Consider the following 16,996-nt stretch of genomic DNA (forward strand, 5'->3'; position numbering starts at 1 on the left):
ACTTACTTTCTCCTTCTATTCTTCAATGATTGCCAAGATGTTAGCTTCGCCAACGATGATGTACTTTTCATCGCCATCTTTAACATCAAGACCTGCATGGGCTTCAACTAAGACACGATCTCCAGCTTTAACACTTGGAGCAACCAAGTCACCGTTCAAGGTACGAACACCTTGTCCAGTAGCCACAACTTGGGCTGTTTTGGTTTTTTCTTGGGCTGAGCCTGCAAGGACAAAGCCACCAACAGTTTGTTCTTTTTCTTCGATTTTTAAGACCACACGGTCTCCTAATGGTTTCAACATCTGCTTTCCTCCATAATGAGATAGATATCATTAGCACTCTTTGTATTCGAGTGCTAATTCATAGTTCTATTGTATCACTTGGTCAAAAATAGTCAAGAAAAAAGTCTGACTTTCTCAAGATAAAAAGCCTGAGACCAACTCAGACTTTTTAATGTTTAAAATGGCAATTCTTCCTCTTCCAAGACCAAATCCGCCAAATCTTGGCCTGCATTATTTTCACGCATGGCACGTTGGGCGCGACTTTCCAAGAGTTGGAATCCTGTGACAAGTACTTCGGTCACGTAGTTCATTTGACTATTTTTCTCAAAACGACGGGTACGAAGTTCTCCATCCACAGAGATAAGACTACCTTTAGTTGCGTAGCTGGCCAAGCTTTCTGCTAGTCTGCCCCAAAGAACCATATTGACAAAGTCAGCTTCACGCTCCCCATTTTGGTCTTTGTAACGACGGTTCACAGCGATAGTTGCTCGCGCTACTGACTTGTCATTGTTGGTTTTGTGCAATTCTGGTGTAGACGTTAAACGTCCGATTAAGATAACTTTATTATACATATTTTTTCCTCCTACTTATCTATTCGTAGGAAATCAAAAAAAGTTACAGAAATTTGTAACTTTTCGAGAAAATTTTTTATTTTTTATGAACCATGAAACCTGTTGCCTGTTGATTTGCCATAATGGTCATATCTGTAATCTGCACACGGCGAGGTTGATTGGTCACATAGATAACTGTATCAGCGATATCTTGTGCCTGCAAGGCTTCGATTCCTTGGTAAACGGACGCAGCTCGTTCTTTATCACCGTGAAAACGTACCGTCGAAAAATCTGTTTCGACAATTCCAGGCTGAATGGTGGTCACCTTGATATCTGTTGAAATGGTATCAATTCGCAGTCCATCTGAAAAGGTCTTAACTGCTGCCTTGGTAGCTGAATAAACTGCTGCACCTGCATAGGCGTAGATTCCTGCGGTTGACCCCATGTTGATGATATGTCCTTGATTGGCTTTTACCATTGTTGGCAAGAAACAGCGAGTGACTGCCATCAAACCTTTGACATTGGTATCCAACATAGTTAACATATCCAACTCTTCATAGTCCTGATAAGGTGCTAAACCTAGAGCCAGGCCAGCATTGTTGACCAGAATATCAATCTGACCTATCGTTTCTAGAATATCAGAGCAGACAGTCTTTACCATGGTCATATCCGTGACATCTAGCTGAAAAGTCCAAACTGTTTGATTTGGAAAAGTTTCTGCAAACTCCGACTTGAGAATTTCTAGTCTGTCTATCCGTCGTCCAGTTAGAACGACATTCTCACCCTGCTCCAGATAAACACGCGCAATCGCTTCACCAATACCTGATGTCGCTCCTGTAATCACTACATTTTTTGCCATCTTATTTCCTTCTAGCTGGTCTATCAGATATTAACAACTTCTTAGGCAGTCCAGTGTTTCGCTGGGTCAAATGGAGTTCCGACAACTTGATCTTCTGATAATTCAATAACCCCTCGTTTTTGCGGAGCATTTGGCAGATGCAATTCACGAGGGCTACACATCATGCCAAAACTCTTTTCGCCACGAAGCTCACCTGGGAAAATAAGATTGCCTTTGGGCATCATAGCTTCTGGAAGAGCTACAATGGTTTTCAACCCAAGACGCGCATTAGGAGCCCCTGCAACGATTTGCACTGTCTTGTCACTCGCGACTGCAACTTGGCAGATGTTGAGGTGGTCACTATCTGGATGGGCTACCATCTCGACAATCTCACCAACAACAAACTTAGGTTCCCTATCATTGACAATTTCTTCTGTAAAGCCTTCCGTATGTAATTCTTGATTCAAACGAGCGACTTGCTCATCTGTCAAAAAGACTTGACCGCGCTCTGCAATTTCAAACAAACTTGAAACTTCAAAAATATTCCAAGCCACTGTTTCCCCATTATCTTTGAGAAAAACACGGGCTACCTTGCCTTTGCGCTCCACATCCAGTTTGGCATCTCCGCTATTTTTCGCGATGACCATAAGGACATCACCGACATGTTCTTTGTTATATGTAAAAATCATTGTTTCTATTTTCTCCTATTTCAGTCCTGCTAAAAAGTCATTAATTTGTTGCTTGCTTTTACGGTCGCGATTGACAAAACGGCCGATTTCCTTGTCCTTTTCTAGAACAACAAGGCTGGGGATTCCATAAATATCCCAGAGTTTGGCCAAATCCATATACTGGTCTCTATCCACTCGAATAAAGGTAAACTCTGGATTGCTCTCCTCAATTTCTGGTAAGGCAGGATAGATATAACGACAATCGCCACACCAGTCTGCTACAAAAAGAAAGACCTTCTTGCCATCTTTTTCTACTAAAGATGCTAATTCTTCTAAACTTGCTGGTTGTATCATAAGACTTCCTCCTCATAGACCAGGTCTTCATTTTCATAGACAAAGGTATAATGACGGCCATCCTCAAAAATGACGCCACCAACCAAGCTCTCTAGACTGCTTTCATAGACTTGAACATAGAGGGTAGCAATTTCTCCCATGTCTGAAAAATGGTCTCGCACCATCGCTGTCAACTCTTCCTGGGTCTTCATGAGCTTACGATCATCTGCAACTTTTTTCGTAGCAAGGGCAAGGCTCCCAATACCAAGCAGAGCCAGACCTGCCATCCACATTTTTTTAGCTTTCATACCATTCATTTTAACACAAAAAAGGCTTTAGGACAAATGAGGAAGCAGCAGAAAAGCAAGTAAAAAGCCTCTTCCTTTAAGGAAAAGGACTTCTTATTCTTATTGCCAGGCACCTGAGTTGCCAACGTAGTAGCCATCTGGTGTGTAGGTATTGCGAAGCATCTTACCTGATGAAGCCAGATAATACCACTTGCCATTATCTTTGACCCAATCATTCGCTAGCATGGCACCAGAAGAACTTACATAATACCATTCTCCCTTGTCATAAACCCAAGTGCTTGCTTTCATGGCTCCTGAAGTTGATAAATAGTACCACTTACCTTGGTCGTAAAGCCAGTCACTCGCAATCATGGCTCCTGATAATTTAAAGGCATACCAGTTGCTACCTTGATAAAGCCAAGTTTGATTGAACATGACTCCTTTATCATTCATAAAGTACCAAGTTCCCTTGTCATAAACCCAATCCTTCTGCACTAATTGACCTTGTTGTTGATAGTACCAGTTTTGGTTTGATTTTAGCCAGCTTTCTGCTTTTACAATCGGATAAAGTTCTTTGAAAGATCCTCCATCATCATATTTATGACTGATAGATTTTGGTTTTTCTAGCTTCAACTCGTCATTATCATAATTTGCCCAAGCAAAAACTTTTTGACCATTGACAGTCTCTGGTAAGGTAGCAGTGTAAGTCTTGGTTTGATAGTCCCATTTTGTATCAAGGTAGGTGTATTGATCATTTGATTCTTTAATATGGTAGTAGCCTCTCTTTCCACTATCATTATGAATATCATCCACAACTTTCGTTGACCAGGTCTTTACTTCGTTTCCGCTCTTAGCCTCGACCTTGATATCTCCTTTATAGCCATATGGAACATAGAAATTCAGGTAACGCCCTTCTATACCAATCATAGACTTGTCCTTTTCTTGACCTAGGAAATTGACAGTCTGATCTTGACCATTGAGACTAACCGTCCACTCGATTTTCTCGGTTTTTGGCAAATCCAAGACTTTGATATCCACTTCATGACCATTGTTAAACCGAAGAATCTTGCCATCTTGATACTGTACCCCACACTTAACAACCCATTCTTCTTTAAGCTCAAATGCCTGCCCTGAATGAGGTGAAACAAGCAAAGCTAGACCAGCTAGAGACAAACCAAATAATGTGATTTTTTTCATTGTAGTTCCTCCTTAGTCATTATTATGTTAATTATATCACTATGTTCTTATTTTGCAACTCATATCCTAAATATACAAGTAAAAAACCTCTGAGATTGTTCTCAAAGGTTTTTTGCTTGCTAATTACTGTTCTCAACTGCTGCAGTGACAAAGGCAGTGTAGAGTTCTTCTGGACGGTTTGGACGACTTGACAGTTCAGGGTGATACTGACACGCTACAAAGAATTTATTTTCAGGAATTTCCACAATTTCTACCAAACGATTATCTGGAGAAACTCCTGAGAAGACAAAACCTGCTGCCTCAAATTGCTCACGGAAGGCGTTGTTAAACTCATAGCGGTGACGGTGACGGCGTTGCACCACTTCTTGATTGTGATAAGCAGCCGCTGCCTTAGAGCCACGTTTTAGTTTAGACGGATAAAGTCCCAAGCGAAGGGTTCCCCCCATATCCTCCACATCAATCTGATCACGCATGATATCAATGATAGGGTATTTTGTTTCTGGTGCAAGCTCTGCAGAATTGGCACCTTCAAGACCCAAAACGTGACGAGCAAATTCGATACAAGTCAACTGCATTCCCAAGCAGACACCTAACATTGGAACATCATTTTCACGCGCATAGCGAATGGCTTGGATTTTCCCTTCCGTGCCACGCTGGCCAAAACCGCCTGGTACGATGATTCCGTCCGCATCAGACAAAAGCTCTGCCACATTCTCTGCTGTCACATCATTGGCATTGATCCAATTGATTTTAACTTCTGCGTCGTTGGCATAACCAGAGTGTTTCAAGGCTTCAACCACAGAAATGTAGGCATCTTGCAACTCCACATACTTACCAACAAGGGAAATCTTAACTTGTTTCTTGAGGTTCATGACCTTGTCCACCATGGCTGACCATTCTGTCATATCTGCTACTGGTGCGTCTAACTTCAAGTGGTCACAAACAATCTGGTCCATACCTTGTGCCTGCAAATTCAACGGAATTTGGTAAAGATGTTCAACGTCTAAAGACTCGATAACGGCTTCTGGTGCCACATCACAGAACTGAGCTAGTTTGTTTTTAATTCCCTGACCAGCTGGCTCTTCTGTACGAATAACCAACATATTTGGCTGGATTCCCAAGCCACGTAATTCTTTGACAGAGTGTTGGGTTGGTTTGGTTTTCATTTCACCAGCAGCCTTGAGGTAAGGAAGCAAGGTTGTATGGATATACATGACATTATCCGCACCCACATCTGCCTTCATCTGACGAAGGGCCTCTAGGAATGGCAAGGACTCGATATCCCCAACGGTTCCACCGACCTCTGTGATAATGACATCAGAGTCAGTCGTTAGAGCGGCACGCTTAATTTTTTCTTTCAAAGCATCTGTGATATGAGGAATAACCTGAACAGTTGCCCCAAGGTATTCTCCACGACGTTCCTTACGCAGAACTTCACTGTAGATTTTACCAGTTGTCACGTTGGAATATTTATTGAGATTGATATCGATGAAACGTTCATAGTGACCCAAGTCCAAATCAGTCTCAGCCCCATCATCCGTTACAAAAACTTCCCCGTGCTGGTAAGGGCTCATAGTTCCCGGATCGATATTGATATAAGGGTCAAACTTTTGAATAGTTACTTTGAGACCACGATTTTTCAAGAGACGGCCTAGACTTGCTGCCACAATCCCTTTCCCAATAGACGATACCACACCACCAGTTACAAAAATATATTTCGTTGACATAGATTCCTCTTTCTAAAATGCTCAAGGTCTTGCTGACTACGAGGGGACATAGAAAACAAGACCCTATTAATAAGAATAATCTGGGACGACTGCACCAGATTCACAACTAAAATACAAGAAGATAACTTCTTGAAAAAACAAAAATAGCTCCCTAAGAACTAGGGAGCTCCGACCTCTAAAAGAGGTGCCCGAACAATATGATACCTAAAAATAGGATAATTGTCAATAGCTAACTTTTATTCCTCGATGTTTTCAGTATCATCATCTGAAAACTCGTCGTCTTCTTCGTTGAGATCCACGTCTTCACCCAAGTCATCTGGGGCGATTTCGTTGATTTCTGCATCGTAAGCTTCCACTTCATTTTTCTCATCATCTGGATTTTCATCATCGTATGAAAGAGCTGGATCTGCTTCGTATGCATCTTCGTCTTCTGGATCATCTGCATTGTAGTCAATTGCATCTGAATCGCCATCCATGAAGGCATTGACACGTTTTTTCTTAGCTTTTGGTGCTACTTCATCGTCGTCATTTTCCTCAAGAGCGATGATTTCTTCGTCGATTTCGTCTACACCATACCATGAACGAAGACCCCATTTGTTGTCCCCAAGTGAGATGAAGCTACCGTCAAAGTTTAACTCTGTGTAGAACAAAGGCAAGGCTTCGCGGATATCGCTGTTTGACGTTCCAAGATAGTTTTGAATTTCGTTTACAAGATCGCTAAAATGCATCTCATGATCACGACCACGAAGTTCCAAGATAGCACGCGCTACCTCAATCATAGATAGCTCACTTTTTTCTTGCCCAGCAAATACTTCTAATTCCAAAGCGTTTCTCCTCATTTATACTACTATCGCCAGAGCGAACAGACTCTGACCTCATTTTATCATTTACTCTTTATTTTACGATAATTTTGCGGAATAGTCAAAGGTTAAGGGGGAGAAAGTGACAGGACTTTTATTTCTTTGCTACCCAGCCGATGGTGTCGTGAGGTGGGTTTTCTGTATCAATCCAGATGAATTCAATACCGATTTCCCCATTTTTAAACTTAGTCAAACGAATACCGTTGATTTCCAGTTCATTGAGTCGTTGACCTGTCAAGACTTCTCGTTCTTTCAACTGGAAAACACCACGTAAAATCCAATTCCCGAGGATTTCTTGCTTATCGGTAGACTGAATAGCCTTACCAGCTTCTTGATTTATATAGGCGTTAATAACATCACCAGAAGATAAGAAGCGTAGCTTAAAGGTTCTTTCTTCTTTGGATAGAGCTAGTTTTTTAGTACCAGGTTCAAAGGTCCCAAACCCAGGACCAAAGAAATCAGGTCTTTCATCGTGAAAGTTTTTCGAGTCAGGCAGAGGAATGTAGACTTCACTAACTGGACGATAAACCAGCTGTTCAATTTCTTTAATGAGTTTTTTAGTGCCAGTATTGTGAACAAAGTGAATCAAATCCTCACGAATAGCTTTCATCTGAGCTTTTTCTTCCTTACTGGTCCATTTTTTCAATAGAATTTCTTCTAAGGAGAAAGTCACAAAAGCTAGTTCTTCTGGAGCCAGACAGTCCTTAAATTTATCCTGAATCTTTAAAATTCGTGGCAAGCGATCTTTTTTGGCTANTTTTGAACCGCCGTTAAAGGCATTGAAACCCGAGTTTTCTTCCACATTTCCATGTTTATCTGTGATAGCCCAAGACACTGTCTCTAAGATATCAGTTTTATCCTTTTCAGCTGTCAGTAAATGAAGATTTTCAAATAGCGAAAAAGGATCTTCGATGTAATGGACATCCCAAGTATCTACCACAATGTCTTTATTATTAAAAGTCATGTGGAGCTGGCTATCAGCTGCTGTATACTTGTAATGATGTTGTCCATCCGTAAATCGAAAATTGGTTGGATTGTTTTTGGTGGTTGAACCTTCAATGACCAGATTATCAATATCGACTGGCAAATAAGTCGTCTCGCCAACAAAAATCTTAGGATTTTCTCCCTTTGGTGTCGGCATCAAAACGTGGTAAACAGCTTCAACATTGACCGAGTCAGAGTTGAATCCCTTGATTTGCGCCTTGGAAGATTCGATTCTCTGATTTCTCAAAGTCGCAATCTTTCGTGCCAACTCTTCATAGCGTCGATAGTTTTTCTTGTCTGCTGTTTCTTTATCTGCTGAAATATCTGCATGGAATTTGATATCACCCAACAATTCCGTCCAAGATTGAGAATCTTTTTTAAACTGAGCGATTTTTTGATCTCCCGAATTAATTCCAAAAGACTTGATACCCACTAGGTATTTATGATTTTCATCCACTACGACAGAAGCATCATAAGAGGTATTGGCAATATCTTCTCCAACCGCATTAAAAGCCTTCTGGAAAACAGTTTCCTGAAATTTAGAATTAACAATTGGAGCAACATAATTCTCTGTTTGTCCCTCATCTTCGGATTCTGCCTTTTGAGAGAAAGCTTGGCTCAAACTAGCGAAGTTGGTAATTAAGGTTTTGTATTTGTCTTTTTGTTCAGACTTTAGATGTTCCCACATAAGCGCCCTCTTTTCTATTTTCAGTATATCAAAAGAAGATTAGTTTTTCACTAATCCTCTTATATATTCGTTAATTAATACTGTAAAATTCAAGATTTCCTCGTTTTTTTACCAATTTTAAGTAATCTTCACCAGACAGAAGGGCTAAACCATCATCATAAGATTTGATTTTTTCAAGAGCTTGATCATAGCTATCTACAAAGTCCTTGACATAGGATTGCCCTTCAAATTGTCCATTCATCTTGGTGTAGATAATAGCGAATTTTCCTGAGCGGTTAAGTTGAGATTGCCCTTGGCTGTCATTCAAGGCCTTAGCTACATTTTCCGCGATGCGTTTAATCACGGGAACGACTACGCTATTTCCAGCCTGCTTGTATAGCTGACCGTTAGAAACGCCTTCTGGGATTTTAAAGGATTTAGGATAACCTTGAACATTAAAAGTTTCTTTAGGAGTTATCTTCCGAATCTCACCACTGTCTGTCAGAATCAGAGGGACATTATGGCCACCTGTTCCCATATTAGCTGTCAAGGTAGGAACAACACCGTTTTTATTTTCACGGACATACTGACGGCGCCATTGGTAAACTGTATCTTGACTAGTCACTTCAAACTTCAACTGGTCGTAGAAAGTCTGCTTGCCTTCACGGTAATAGTAGATCTCGTCTAGCTGATCACCAAAGTTAATGACGTCTTGAAGAGAAGTCGTGAGCTTGATTTCCTCTGGAAATTCAAACAAATCATAAGCTTCCTTGGTATCAAAACCAACGATATAAATCCTCTCACGGTTTTGTGGGATATTTCCGTAGTCTTTCCCGTTGAGAACCTTCCACTTGATAAAGTAGTTGTTCTCGGTCAAGGCTTCACGAATAACCTTGAAGGTATTGCCGTGATCATGCCCGACCATGTTTTTGACGTTTTCGATGAAAATGGCACGAGGTTTGCATCCCGCAATCATCCGAAGTAACTCAAAGAAAAGATCGCCACGATCGTCATCAAATCCCTTGCGATAACCCGCAATACTAAAGGCCTGACAGGGGAAACCTCCCATAATCACATCCACGCGCTCAGCCGGAATGTCCTCTGGCTGAACATCGTGAATATCACGACCATCCAAATAGGTGTCTGGATGGTTTAACTGATAAGTCTGACGCGCATACTTATCAAATTCATTGGCATACACCACTCTGAACTCGTTGGTCTGTTCAAATCCCAACTCAATTCCCCCAACACCTGAGAAGAAGGCTGCAATGTTGTACTTCTCCGGTCGGTTAGAACTTACAGAATTTGTCATGTAGTAACCTGCTTTCTATAATAAAAGTTAAGTAATGTTTAACCTTTATTCAATTTTTTTAGTAGAATATTATAAAGTTTGCTAATTTTCTCTCTTGATTCTGATTTAAATTTCCTATATTTTTCATCATCATCAACAGTATTTAACACTATAGAATAATAGTTCTCTATCTCCATGATATAATCTGTAAGAAGTTTATAAAATTTCTCATCAGTGAATTTATAAAAACTAGATTTTTTTCTAAGGATCTTTAAAATATCTGTCATATCAGTAATACCAGTTAATTTAATCCTACCATTAGTATGAATATAATTGATATCAGATTCAGCTTTTGGTATTTTATACTGCATAAGTTCAAAATAAATATCTTGAAAAATTTTAGAGTTTTTTTCTCTCTTCAATTTTATATTTTCAAAAATTAAATTAATCACAAAAGTAATAACCGATAATATAATAGCTATTGCTGATAAAACATTACTCCACATATCTAGTCAATAGCCTCCTTAATAGAGTAGTCTAAATTCTCGTTTTCAAAAACAAGAGTATATTTAGATTCAACTCTTTTTTTACCAATTTTTTCAAGTTCTTCTTCAAAAAGACCTTGAAAAAAAGATGATGCTACATTTTCGATTTCAGGTGGAAAAATTAATTTAATTTTTTCCTCATCCTGTATATAAGGCTTTATTTGATTTTTAAAAATTTCTTTCCCTTCTGGATTACCAGCCAAGCTTATGTATGTTTTTTTAAACGTTAACTTTATTTCTTTCATCTTCACTATCCTTTTTTTCCAAAACAAAATTCAAATTATAACCAACACCAGGTAAATATATTTTTGATTTAGAATATACTTCCTTTTCTGGTTTAGCAGACTGAAAGTCGGAATTCGAGAATGAGACGTAACCTTGAGAATCTTCATTCAATAAATTATGATGAAACTTCACTAACTCATGCCCGCTCATTATATAGCAATAGTTGCTTTCCGAATAATCTATAATCGATTTAAGAAGTTTAGTACTTCCTCTACCACCACTAATCATTGTATCTTGCCTACCCGATATTTCATGTTGTAAAGAAGCAATAATCCAAAAAATATTTTCAGTATACTGTTGATTAAAGAAGGTTTCATGGATATTATAAATTCTCTTTATATCCTGATATTTTACACCCATTTTACAAGGATGAGACTGTGTAATTTTATTCTTTACTAAATCACCCATTTTTATTGTAGAAAAATTCAATATAACAACATTTAAAGCTGAAAAATTTCTATCAGGTTTTTGAATATGAACAAAACTATCAGAATAATCTATATCCACTAAGCAATCAGATCTCCCGTGTTCTATAGCGTTTCCAACCAATTCGCCTATAGTATTAGCAATGGAAAATAAAATCTTTTTATCATCAATTATAAATAAATTTTTTAAAAAGCTTACTATTGTCGAGGAAAAAGACGAGAAGTCATTTTTAGAGGTTACCCATAATCTCAAATGTGTCCGTGTATATTTTACTTGAAATTCCGTCAAAAATTTTTCAAGCGAGTAATTTCCATTAGGCGGATTTAAGTATTTTATAGGCGAATCGTAAATTCCTGAAGATACCACGTTCCTAGTTACTTCTAAATAGACTGATACAACAAAACCTTGACTAATTAGATAAAAACAGATGCATTCAAAATAAATATAAGACAATTTATCTTGTAACTCTATAGAATCAAAATTAAATTCTATATTTCGGATTAGTTTAGGTTTTTCTAGAATCGATGTTGAAAAAGAAATAATCGAAGACAATAAATCTGCATCGAAATTTTTAATCTTTGTTCTGAAAGAATAATATTTTTTCCCTTTTTTATCTTTCTCTAATCGTGGTTTATAGTTAGAATAATTAGAGAAAATCAAATCTACATTTTGACTCATAGAATATCAGCCCAATTTCTTCATCTCATCAATACGTGCGACGGTCGCATCGTATTTAGCTTGGTAGTCGGCTTGTTTGTCGCGTTCTTTTTGGACAACTTCTGGTTTGGCATTGGCTACGAAGCGTTCGTTAGAGAGCTTCTTACCGACCATATCCAATTCTTTTTGCCATTTAGCCAGTTCCTTGTCGAGACGAGCCAGTTCTTCTTCGACATTGAGGAGATCTGCCAGTGGCAGGTAGATTTCTGCTCCTGTGATGACGCTTGACATCGCGAGTTCAGGTGCAGGGATGGTTGAAGCGATTTCCAAGTGTTCTGGATTTGTGAAGCGTTTGATGTAATTGATATTGCTGTTAAAGAAGGCTTCCAAGTCGCTATCGCTTGTCTTAACAAGGATGGTGATAGGTTTACTTGGTGCTACATTTACTTCTGCACGCGCATTACGAACGGCACGGATCAAGTCTTTGAGACTTTCAACACCAGTGTGAGCCGCAAGGTCTTCAAAGGCTTGGTTGACAGTTGGGTATTCTGCTGTCACGATAGAACCTTCTGAGATTTGTCCAAAGATTTCCTCTGTCACGAATGGCATGATTGGGTGAAGGAGACGAAGAATCTTGTCCAAAGTATAAAGGAGAACAGAGCGTGTGATGACCTTCTCTTCTTCGTTATCGCTATAAAGGACTTCCTTGGTCAACTCAACGTACCAGTCCGCAAATTCATCCCAGATGAAGTTGTAGAGGATGTGTCCAGCCACACCAAATTCAAACTTGTCAAAGTTGGCAGTAGCTTTTCCGATGGTTTCATTGAGGTTGTGGAGAATCCAGAGGTCTGTGACATTTCCAGCTTCCTTGTTAACAACTTTTTCCACATTAGCAGTTGCTTGCTCAAGGGTCAATCCTTCATTGTTCATAAGGATGTAGCGAGAGATGTTCCAGATTTTGTTAATGAAGTTCCATGAAGCATCCATTTTCTCGTAAGAGAAGCGCACGTCTTGTCCTGGTGCAGAACCGTTTGAAAGGAACCAGCGAAGGGCATCGGCACCGTATTTCTCGATAACATCCATCGGGTCAATCCCGTTACCGAGAGACTTAGACATCTTACGTCCTTGCTCGTCACGAATGAGACCGTGGATAAGCACGTTTTGGAATGGCTGACGGCCAGTGAATTCCAATGATTGGAAGATCATACGAGACACCCAGAAGAAGATGATGTCGTAACCTGTTACTAGGGTTGAAGTTGGGAAGTAACGTTTGAAGTCTTCTGAGTCGACATCAGGCCAGCCCATAGTAGAGAATGGCCAAAGAGCAGAACTGAACCAAGTATCCAAGACATCTTCGTCCTGAGTCCAACCGTCACCTTCTGGCGCTTCTTCACCGACATACATTTCACCCTCAGCATTGTACCAAGCAGGGATTTGGTGACCCCACCAGAGCTGACGAGAGATGACCCAGTCGTGGACATTTTCCATCCATTGGAGGAAGGTATCGTTGAAACGAGGTGGGTAGAATTCTACCTTGTCTTCTGTATCTTGGTTAGCAATAGCATTTTTGGCCAATTGATCCATCTTGACGAACCACTGAGTAGACAAGCGTGGTTCAACCACAACACCTGTACGCTCTGAGTGACCAACACTGTGGACACGTTTTTCGATTTTAACGAGGGCACCGATTTCTTCCAACTTAGCTACGACTGCCTTACGAGCTTCAAAACGATCCATGCCTGCAAATTCGAAGGCAAGCTCATTCATAGTTCCGTCGTCGTTCATGACGTTGACTTGTGGCAAGTTATGGCGTTGACCAACCAAGAAGTCGTTTGGATCGTGGGCAGGCGTGATTTTAACAACACCAGTACCAAACTCGGGATCGGCATGTTCGTCTGCAACGATTGGGATTAATTTATTAGCAATTGGAAGGATGACGTTTTTACCGATCAAGTCCTTGTAGCGTGGATCTTCTGGATTGACCGCAACGGCAACGTCCCCAAACATAGTCTCAGGACGAGTTGTTGCCACTTCAAGGGCGCGTGAACCGTCTTCTAGCATATAGTTCATGTGGTAGAAGGCACCTTCCACGTCCTTATGGATAACTTCGATATCAGAAAGGGCTGTGCGAGCTGCTGGATCCCAGTTGATGATAAACTCACCACGGTAGATCCAGCCTTTCTTGTAAAGGTCCACAAAGACCTTACGAACAGCTTTTGACAAACCTTCATCAAGAGTGAAACGCTCACGAGAGTAGTCTACAGAAAGCCCCATCTTGCCCCATTGTTCTTTGATGGTAGTGGCATACTCATCTTTCCATTCCCAGACTTTATCTAGGAATTTTTCACGACCGAGGTCATAACGCGTAATGCCCTCACCACGTAAGCGCTCCTCAACCTTAGCTTGAGTGGCAATACCAGCGTGGTCCATACCAGGAAGCCAAAGCGTATCAAAACCTTGCATGCGTTTTTGACGGATGATGATATCTTGCAAAGTCGTATCCCAAGCGTGACCAAGGTGAAGTTTCCCAGTTACGTTTGGTGGCGGAATGACGATTGAATAAGGCTTAGCCTTTTGGTCTCCTGAAGGCTTGAAAACATCCGCATCAAGCCATTTTTGGTAACGACCAGCCTCAACCTCGGCTGGATTATATTTAGGTGAAAGTTCTTTAGACATGTGTTTGTCCTTTCTCTATTGTATTCATTTTATTTTGAATTTGCTTAGCAGCTTCTTCTGCAGACAAATTAGTATTATTTATTTTAAAGTAGTGGTGCAACTCATTCGGTGGATGTTGGGAATTTAATTGAAGTGTTTCAGCTGTCTCTAAAATTTCTCTTTCAGATACCTCAATATGTCGTTTTAAGGGTTTGTGCTTTAATCGATTCTCCGTTCGATTTCGATGTAAGCGCTCTTCAAGGCTTGTTTCCAATTCAACAAAAAGAATCTCTTGATGATAGTCATTCAACAAATCCTGAATTTGCTTTAAATACATCAGCTGGTACTGATTTGAAAAATCAATTACGTCAGTTAAAATTACTGATCGCTGATTTCTTGCACTTGCTCCAAGGAAAGAAAAGGTCATTCCACGAACAAATTCCCACATCTCCTCTGTATAATCCTGATAGATTTCTAGTGCAAAATCGATGGCTTGATGGTTATAAAAGAGGGTAGAATCCGTCAGTCGAGATAGTTCTTGACCAATGGTCATTTTTCCTGAGGCCGGAGCACCAATGATGAAAAGATGCATCAAATTACCTCCCACTCACTTCTCAGCAAGCCATATATCAGACTGTCACAGCGGTTTCCTTGAACATCTTTACGGTTTCGGATGCGAGCTTCAAGAGTAAAACCAAGTTTTTCTGCAACTCGTTGACTTTGGATATTGTAGCCAAAGCAAGAGAGTTCAATCTTGTGAAGACCCAGTTCTCTAAAAACTAGGTCAATCAAGGCAAGCGCTGCTTCTGGTACGTAGCCTTGCCCCCAATAGTCTGGATGCAAGGTATAGCCGAGTTCCAGAACATCATCTCCGTGACGGTGATTGAAGTCAACAGAGCCGATGACTTTATCGGTTCCTTTGACGACAATTCCGTAGCCAGCTGGGAGATTTTCCTTTTGATTACGCTCGGGCAGAATATGCTCCAGATAGTAAACCTCATCTTCCAAGGTCTTGACTGGAGGAAAGCCTGCTGGATAGGCGACCTCTGGGAGACTAGCGTAGGCATGGATATCCTCAGCATCTGCCACAGTACGGACTCGTAAAACGAGACGTTCTGTTTCGATTTTATCTGGCAACTCAGCTCTTGACATCCTTCTTCCTCGCTTTCTTGATAAAGCTTCCCATAGGATCGACTCGGTCATCTAGATAACGATAAACGCGCTGGTGACCGTCCCCCATAAAGTAAGTCGGTGAAAAACGGTCATTTTTAAAATGCTCTTTCTCATCCAAGAGATCTGGATCAGCAAGTCGCTCGATAATCTTGGCAAAGATATGACAGATTCCATCTTCCTCGATAATCCGATCTACCCGACAGTCCAATACGACTGGACAAGCCTCTAAAATCGGTGCCTGAGTCCGTTCAGAAATCTCGTAGTCTAGCCCCAGGTGTTTCAATTTTTCTCGATGACTGATAAAACCAGTCTGCTCCATCTCGAGCATGAGATTTTCATCAGGGATATTCACGGTGAACTTCTGGTAATGCTTGATTTGCTCAGCCGCATTTTCCTCAGCTCCGACACCAATGACTAGCCAATCTCCCAAGCTATAAGAGGAGCTACAAGTCGTAATATTGTGTCCAAAATTCTGATCCTGATATCCCAAAATGAAGATAGGAAAGCCATAGTAGAGTTTACTTGTTTTAAAAGATTGCTTCATAACAACCTCCTTTTACTAAGACGCAAAAGAAAATCCCTGCCATCTACATGACAGGGACGAATGTATTTATCCGCGGTACCACCCAATTTCGGGCAGAGCCCGCAACTCTCGTCTTTAAAACAAAAAGACACTTTTATTTCAATTTTTTATCCATTAGCAACCAGTTTTGACACACTTGTGGACTTCTCAGCACCGCCACTTTCTGTAAAATGTGAGATTCAAAACACCTCTAATGGCTCTATTGTAGCAAGATTTTAACGGAAATGCAAGGCACAAGAAATATTACTTGAACTTGATACCATTTTCTTTCAATTTCTTGATGGTAGCTGGGCCGATTCCTTTCAAGGCAAGGAGTTCTTTTTCAGTCCAGTTTTTAAAATCTGAAGCAGACTTAATTCCTTCATCATAGAAAGTTTTGGCACGATCAAGTGGAAGTCCACCCAAGTTTGCTGCAAAATCTTCTACAGAATTGGCTACTTTTTGAGCTTGCTCTTTGGTAGCTTCTACTGCTTGTTCAACTTTTTTAGAAACAGCCTTACCAGCTTGGCTTGCTGACTGCTCAGCACGTTTTACGACTTTTTTTGTCTCTTCTACAACCTTAGTCACAGTACTTGAAAAAGCACCTGCACGACGGAGGCTATTTCGTAATTGTTTTTTACGATTGAGTTTCTTTGACATGATAAAATCCTTTCAATAAAAAACCCCTGCTCTGACAAGGATTTAATATAAATATTCTATCAAGATTTTAGTAAAAAATCAAGAATCTATCTCGTTTAATAATTTCGCTCACCAAACAAGCCTTCTGGCAAATCATGAAATCCCTTGCCTGCTTTGAAGTTTTCAAACTTACCAAGCAAGAACTGATAAGCATCCAAGCGGCTTTCGTAGCGAATCATGGCATCTTTGGCACGCTCGTCTTGATCTTCTTCGTAGACTTTTTGACTTTCCTTGTGCGCCATGTCGTTAATCATGATCTGGGTATTGACCCAGTCTTCAAATTCCTTCATAAATTCTTGTTCGTAACTCATT

General features: G+C 40.3%; 20 protein-coding genes. All 20 read right to left on the reverse strand.

The window, feature by feature from the left end; all coding sequences use genetic code 11:
* Nucleotides 1-15: 15 nt before the first annotated feature.
* The 20 genes from groES to D8848_RS07390 all read right to left on the reverse strand — a co-directional run bounded on the left by groES (nt 16) and on the right by D8848_RS07390 (nt 16,995).
* Nucleotides 16-300 carry a co-chaperone GroES gene (gene groES / locus D8848_RS07290; protein WP_000917323.1) on the reverse strand — a complete coding sequence of 95 codons (285 nt, stop codon included), beginning with the start codon at nt 298-300 and terminating at the stop codon, nt 16-18.
* Nucleotides 301-455: 155 nt separating this feature from the next.
* On the reverse strand, nt 456-851 hold the full coding sequence (locus D8848_RS07295; protein ID WP_070479688.1) for a single-stranded DNA-binding protein: 396 nt from the start codon (nt 849-851) through the stop codon (nt 456-458).
* 76 nt (nt 852-927) lie between these two features.
* Nucleotides 928-1,689 (reverse strand): SDR family NAD(P)-dependent oxidoreductase, encoded by a 762-nt coding sequence (locus D8848_RS07300; protein ID WP_125386574.1) that lies wholly within the window; start codon nt 1,687-1,689, stop codon nt 928-930.
* Between the two features lie 41 nt (nt 1,690-1,730).
* Complete coding sequence (gene ytpR / locus D8848_RS07305; RefSeq protein WP_125386575.1) at nt 1,731-2,357, reverse strand: YtpR family tRNA-binding protein; 627 nt, start codon at nt 2,355-2,357, stop codon at nt 1,731-1,733.
* A 15-nt stretch (nt 2,358-2,372) separates the two neighbouring features.
* On the reverse strand, nt 2,373-2,690 hold the full coding sequence (locus D8848_RS07310; RefSeq protein ID WP_049487943.1) for a thioredoxin family protein: 318 nt from the start codon (nt 2,688-2,690) through the stop codon (nt 2,373-2,375).
* Nucleotides 2,687-2,986, reverse strand: a complete 300-nt coding sequence (locus D8848_RS07315) for a DUF4651 domain-containing protein (protein ID WP_049510167.1) — start codon at nt 2,984-2,986, stop codon at nt 2,687-2,689. The genes D8848_RS07310 and D8848_RS07315 overlap by 4 nt, the downstream gene beginning before the upstream one ends.
* A gap of 90 nt (nt 2,987-3,076) precedes the next feature.
* A complete protein-coding gene (locus tag D8848_RS07320) occupies nt 3,077-4,153 on the reverse strand; it encodes an N-acetylmuramoyl-L-alanine amidase family protein (protein ID WP_185756870.1) in 1,077 nt (358 codons plus the stop codon).
* A 119-nt stretch (nt 4,154-4,272) separates the two neighbouring features.
* Nucleotides 4,273-5,880 carry a CTP synthase gene (locus tag D8848_RS07325; RefSeq protein WP_000105246.1) on the reverse strand — a complete coding sequence of 536 codons (1,608 nt, stop codon included), beginning with the start codon at nt 5,878-5,880 and terminating at the stop codon, nt 4,273-4,275.
* Between the two features lie 236 nt (nt 5,881-6,116).
* On the reverse strand, nt 6,117-6,704 hold the full coding sequence (rpoE, locus tag D8848_RS07330; protein WP_000418409.1) for a DNA-directed RNA polymerase subunit delta: 588 nt from the start codon (nt 6,702-6,704) through the stop codon (nt 6,117-6,119).
* Between the two features lie 130 nt (nt 6,705-6,834).
* Nucleotides 6,835-8,412, reverse strand: a complete 1,578-nt coding sequence (locus D8848_RS10785; RefSeq protein ID WP_185756871.1) for a hypothetical protein — start codon at nt 8,410-8,412, stop codon at nt 6,835-6,837.
* 70 nt (nt 8,413-8,482) lie between these two features.
* On the reverse strand, nt 8,483-9,703 hold the full coding sequence (locus D8848_RS07340) for a DNA cytosine methyltransferase (protein ID WP_125444015.1): 1,221 nt from the start codon (nt 9,701-9,703) through the stop codon (nt 8,483-8,485).
* A gap of 38 nt (nt 9,704-9,741) precedes the next feature.
* Nucleotides 9,742-10,188: a hypothetical protein gene (locus tag D8848_RS07345; RefSeq protein WP_125450662.1), complete on the reverse strand. Its 447-nt coding sequence runs from the start codon at nt 10,186-10,188 to the stop codon at nt 9,742-9,744.
* Between the two features lie 2 nt (nt 10,189-10,190).
* On the reverse strand, nt 10,191-10,472 hold the full coding sequence (locus D8848_RS07350; protein WP_125443370.1) for an STAS-like domain-containing protein: 282 nt from the start codon (nt 10,470-10,472) through the stop codon (nt 10,191-10,193).
* The gene (locus tag D8848_RS07355; protein WP_125443371.1) at nt 10,447-11,616 is read right to left on the reverse strand and encodes a hypothetical protein; all 1,170 of its coding nucleotides are present in this window, start codon (nt 11,614-11,616) and stop codon (nt 10,447-10,449) included. Before D8848_RS07355 ends, D8848_RS07350 begins: the two co-directional genes overlap by 26 nt.
* A gap of 6 nt (nt 11,617-11,622) precedes the next feature.
* Nucleotides 11,623-14,271 (reverse strand): valine--tRNA ligase, encoded by a 2,649-nt coding sequence (locus tag D8848_RS07360; protein ID WP_125443372.1) that lies wholly within the window; start codon nt 14,269-14,271, stop codon nt 11,623-11,625.
* Nucleotides 14,264-14,842 (reverse strand): AAA family ATPase, encoded by a 579-nt coding sequence (locus tag D8848_RS07365; protein WP_125443373.1) that lies wholly within the window; start codon nt 14,840-14,842, stop codon nt 14,264-14,266. The genes D8848_RS07360 and D8848_RS07365 overlap by 8 nt, the downstream gene beginning before the upstream one ends.
* On the reverse strand, nt 14,842-15,402 hold the full coding sequence (locus D8848_RS07370) for a GNAT family N-acetyltransferase (RefSeq protein WP_125443374.1): 561 nt from the start codon (nt 15,400-15,402) through the stop codon (nt 14,842-14,844). The genes D8848_RS07365 and D8848_RS07370 overlap by 1 nt, the downstream gene beginning before the upstream one ends.
* Nucleotides 15,389-15,967, reverse strand: coding sequence for a flavin reductase family protein (locus D8848_RS07375; protein WP_125443375.1), 579 nt, complete (start codon nt 15,965-15,967; stop codon nt 15,389-15,391). The genes D8848_RS07370 and D8848_RS07375 overlap by 14 nt, the downstream gene beginning before the upstream one ends.
* 282 nt (nt 15,968-16,249) lie before the next feature.
* The gene (locus D8848_RS07385) at nt 16,250-16,645 is read right to left on the reverse strand and encodes a helix-hairpin-helix domain-containing protein (RefSeq protein WP_000038635.1); all 396 of its coding nucleotides are present in this window, start codon (nt 16,643-16,645) and stop codon (nt 16,250-16,252) included.
* A 95-nt stretch (nt 16,646-16,740) separates the two neighbouring features.
* Complete coding sequence (locus D8848_RS07390) at nt 16,741-16,995, reverse strand: DUF1912 family protein (RefSeq protein ID WP_125443376.1); 255 nt, start codon at nt 16,993-16,995, stop codon at nt 16,741-16,743.
* Between the last annotated feature and the right edge of the window lies 1 nt (nt 16,996).

It is taken from the genome of Streptococcus mitis (assembly GCF_003942775.1).
GTDB lineage: Bacteria > Bacillota > Bacilli > Lactobacillales > Streptococcaceae > Streptococcus > Streptococcus mitis_CN.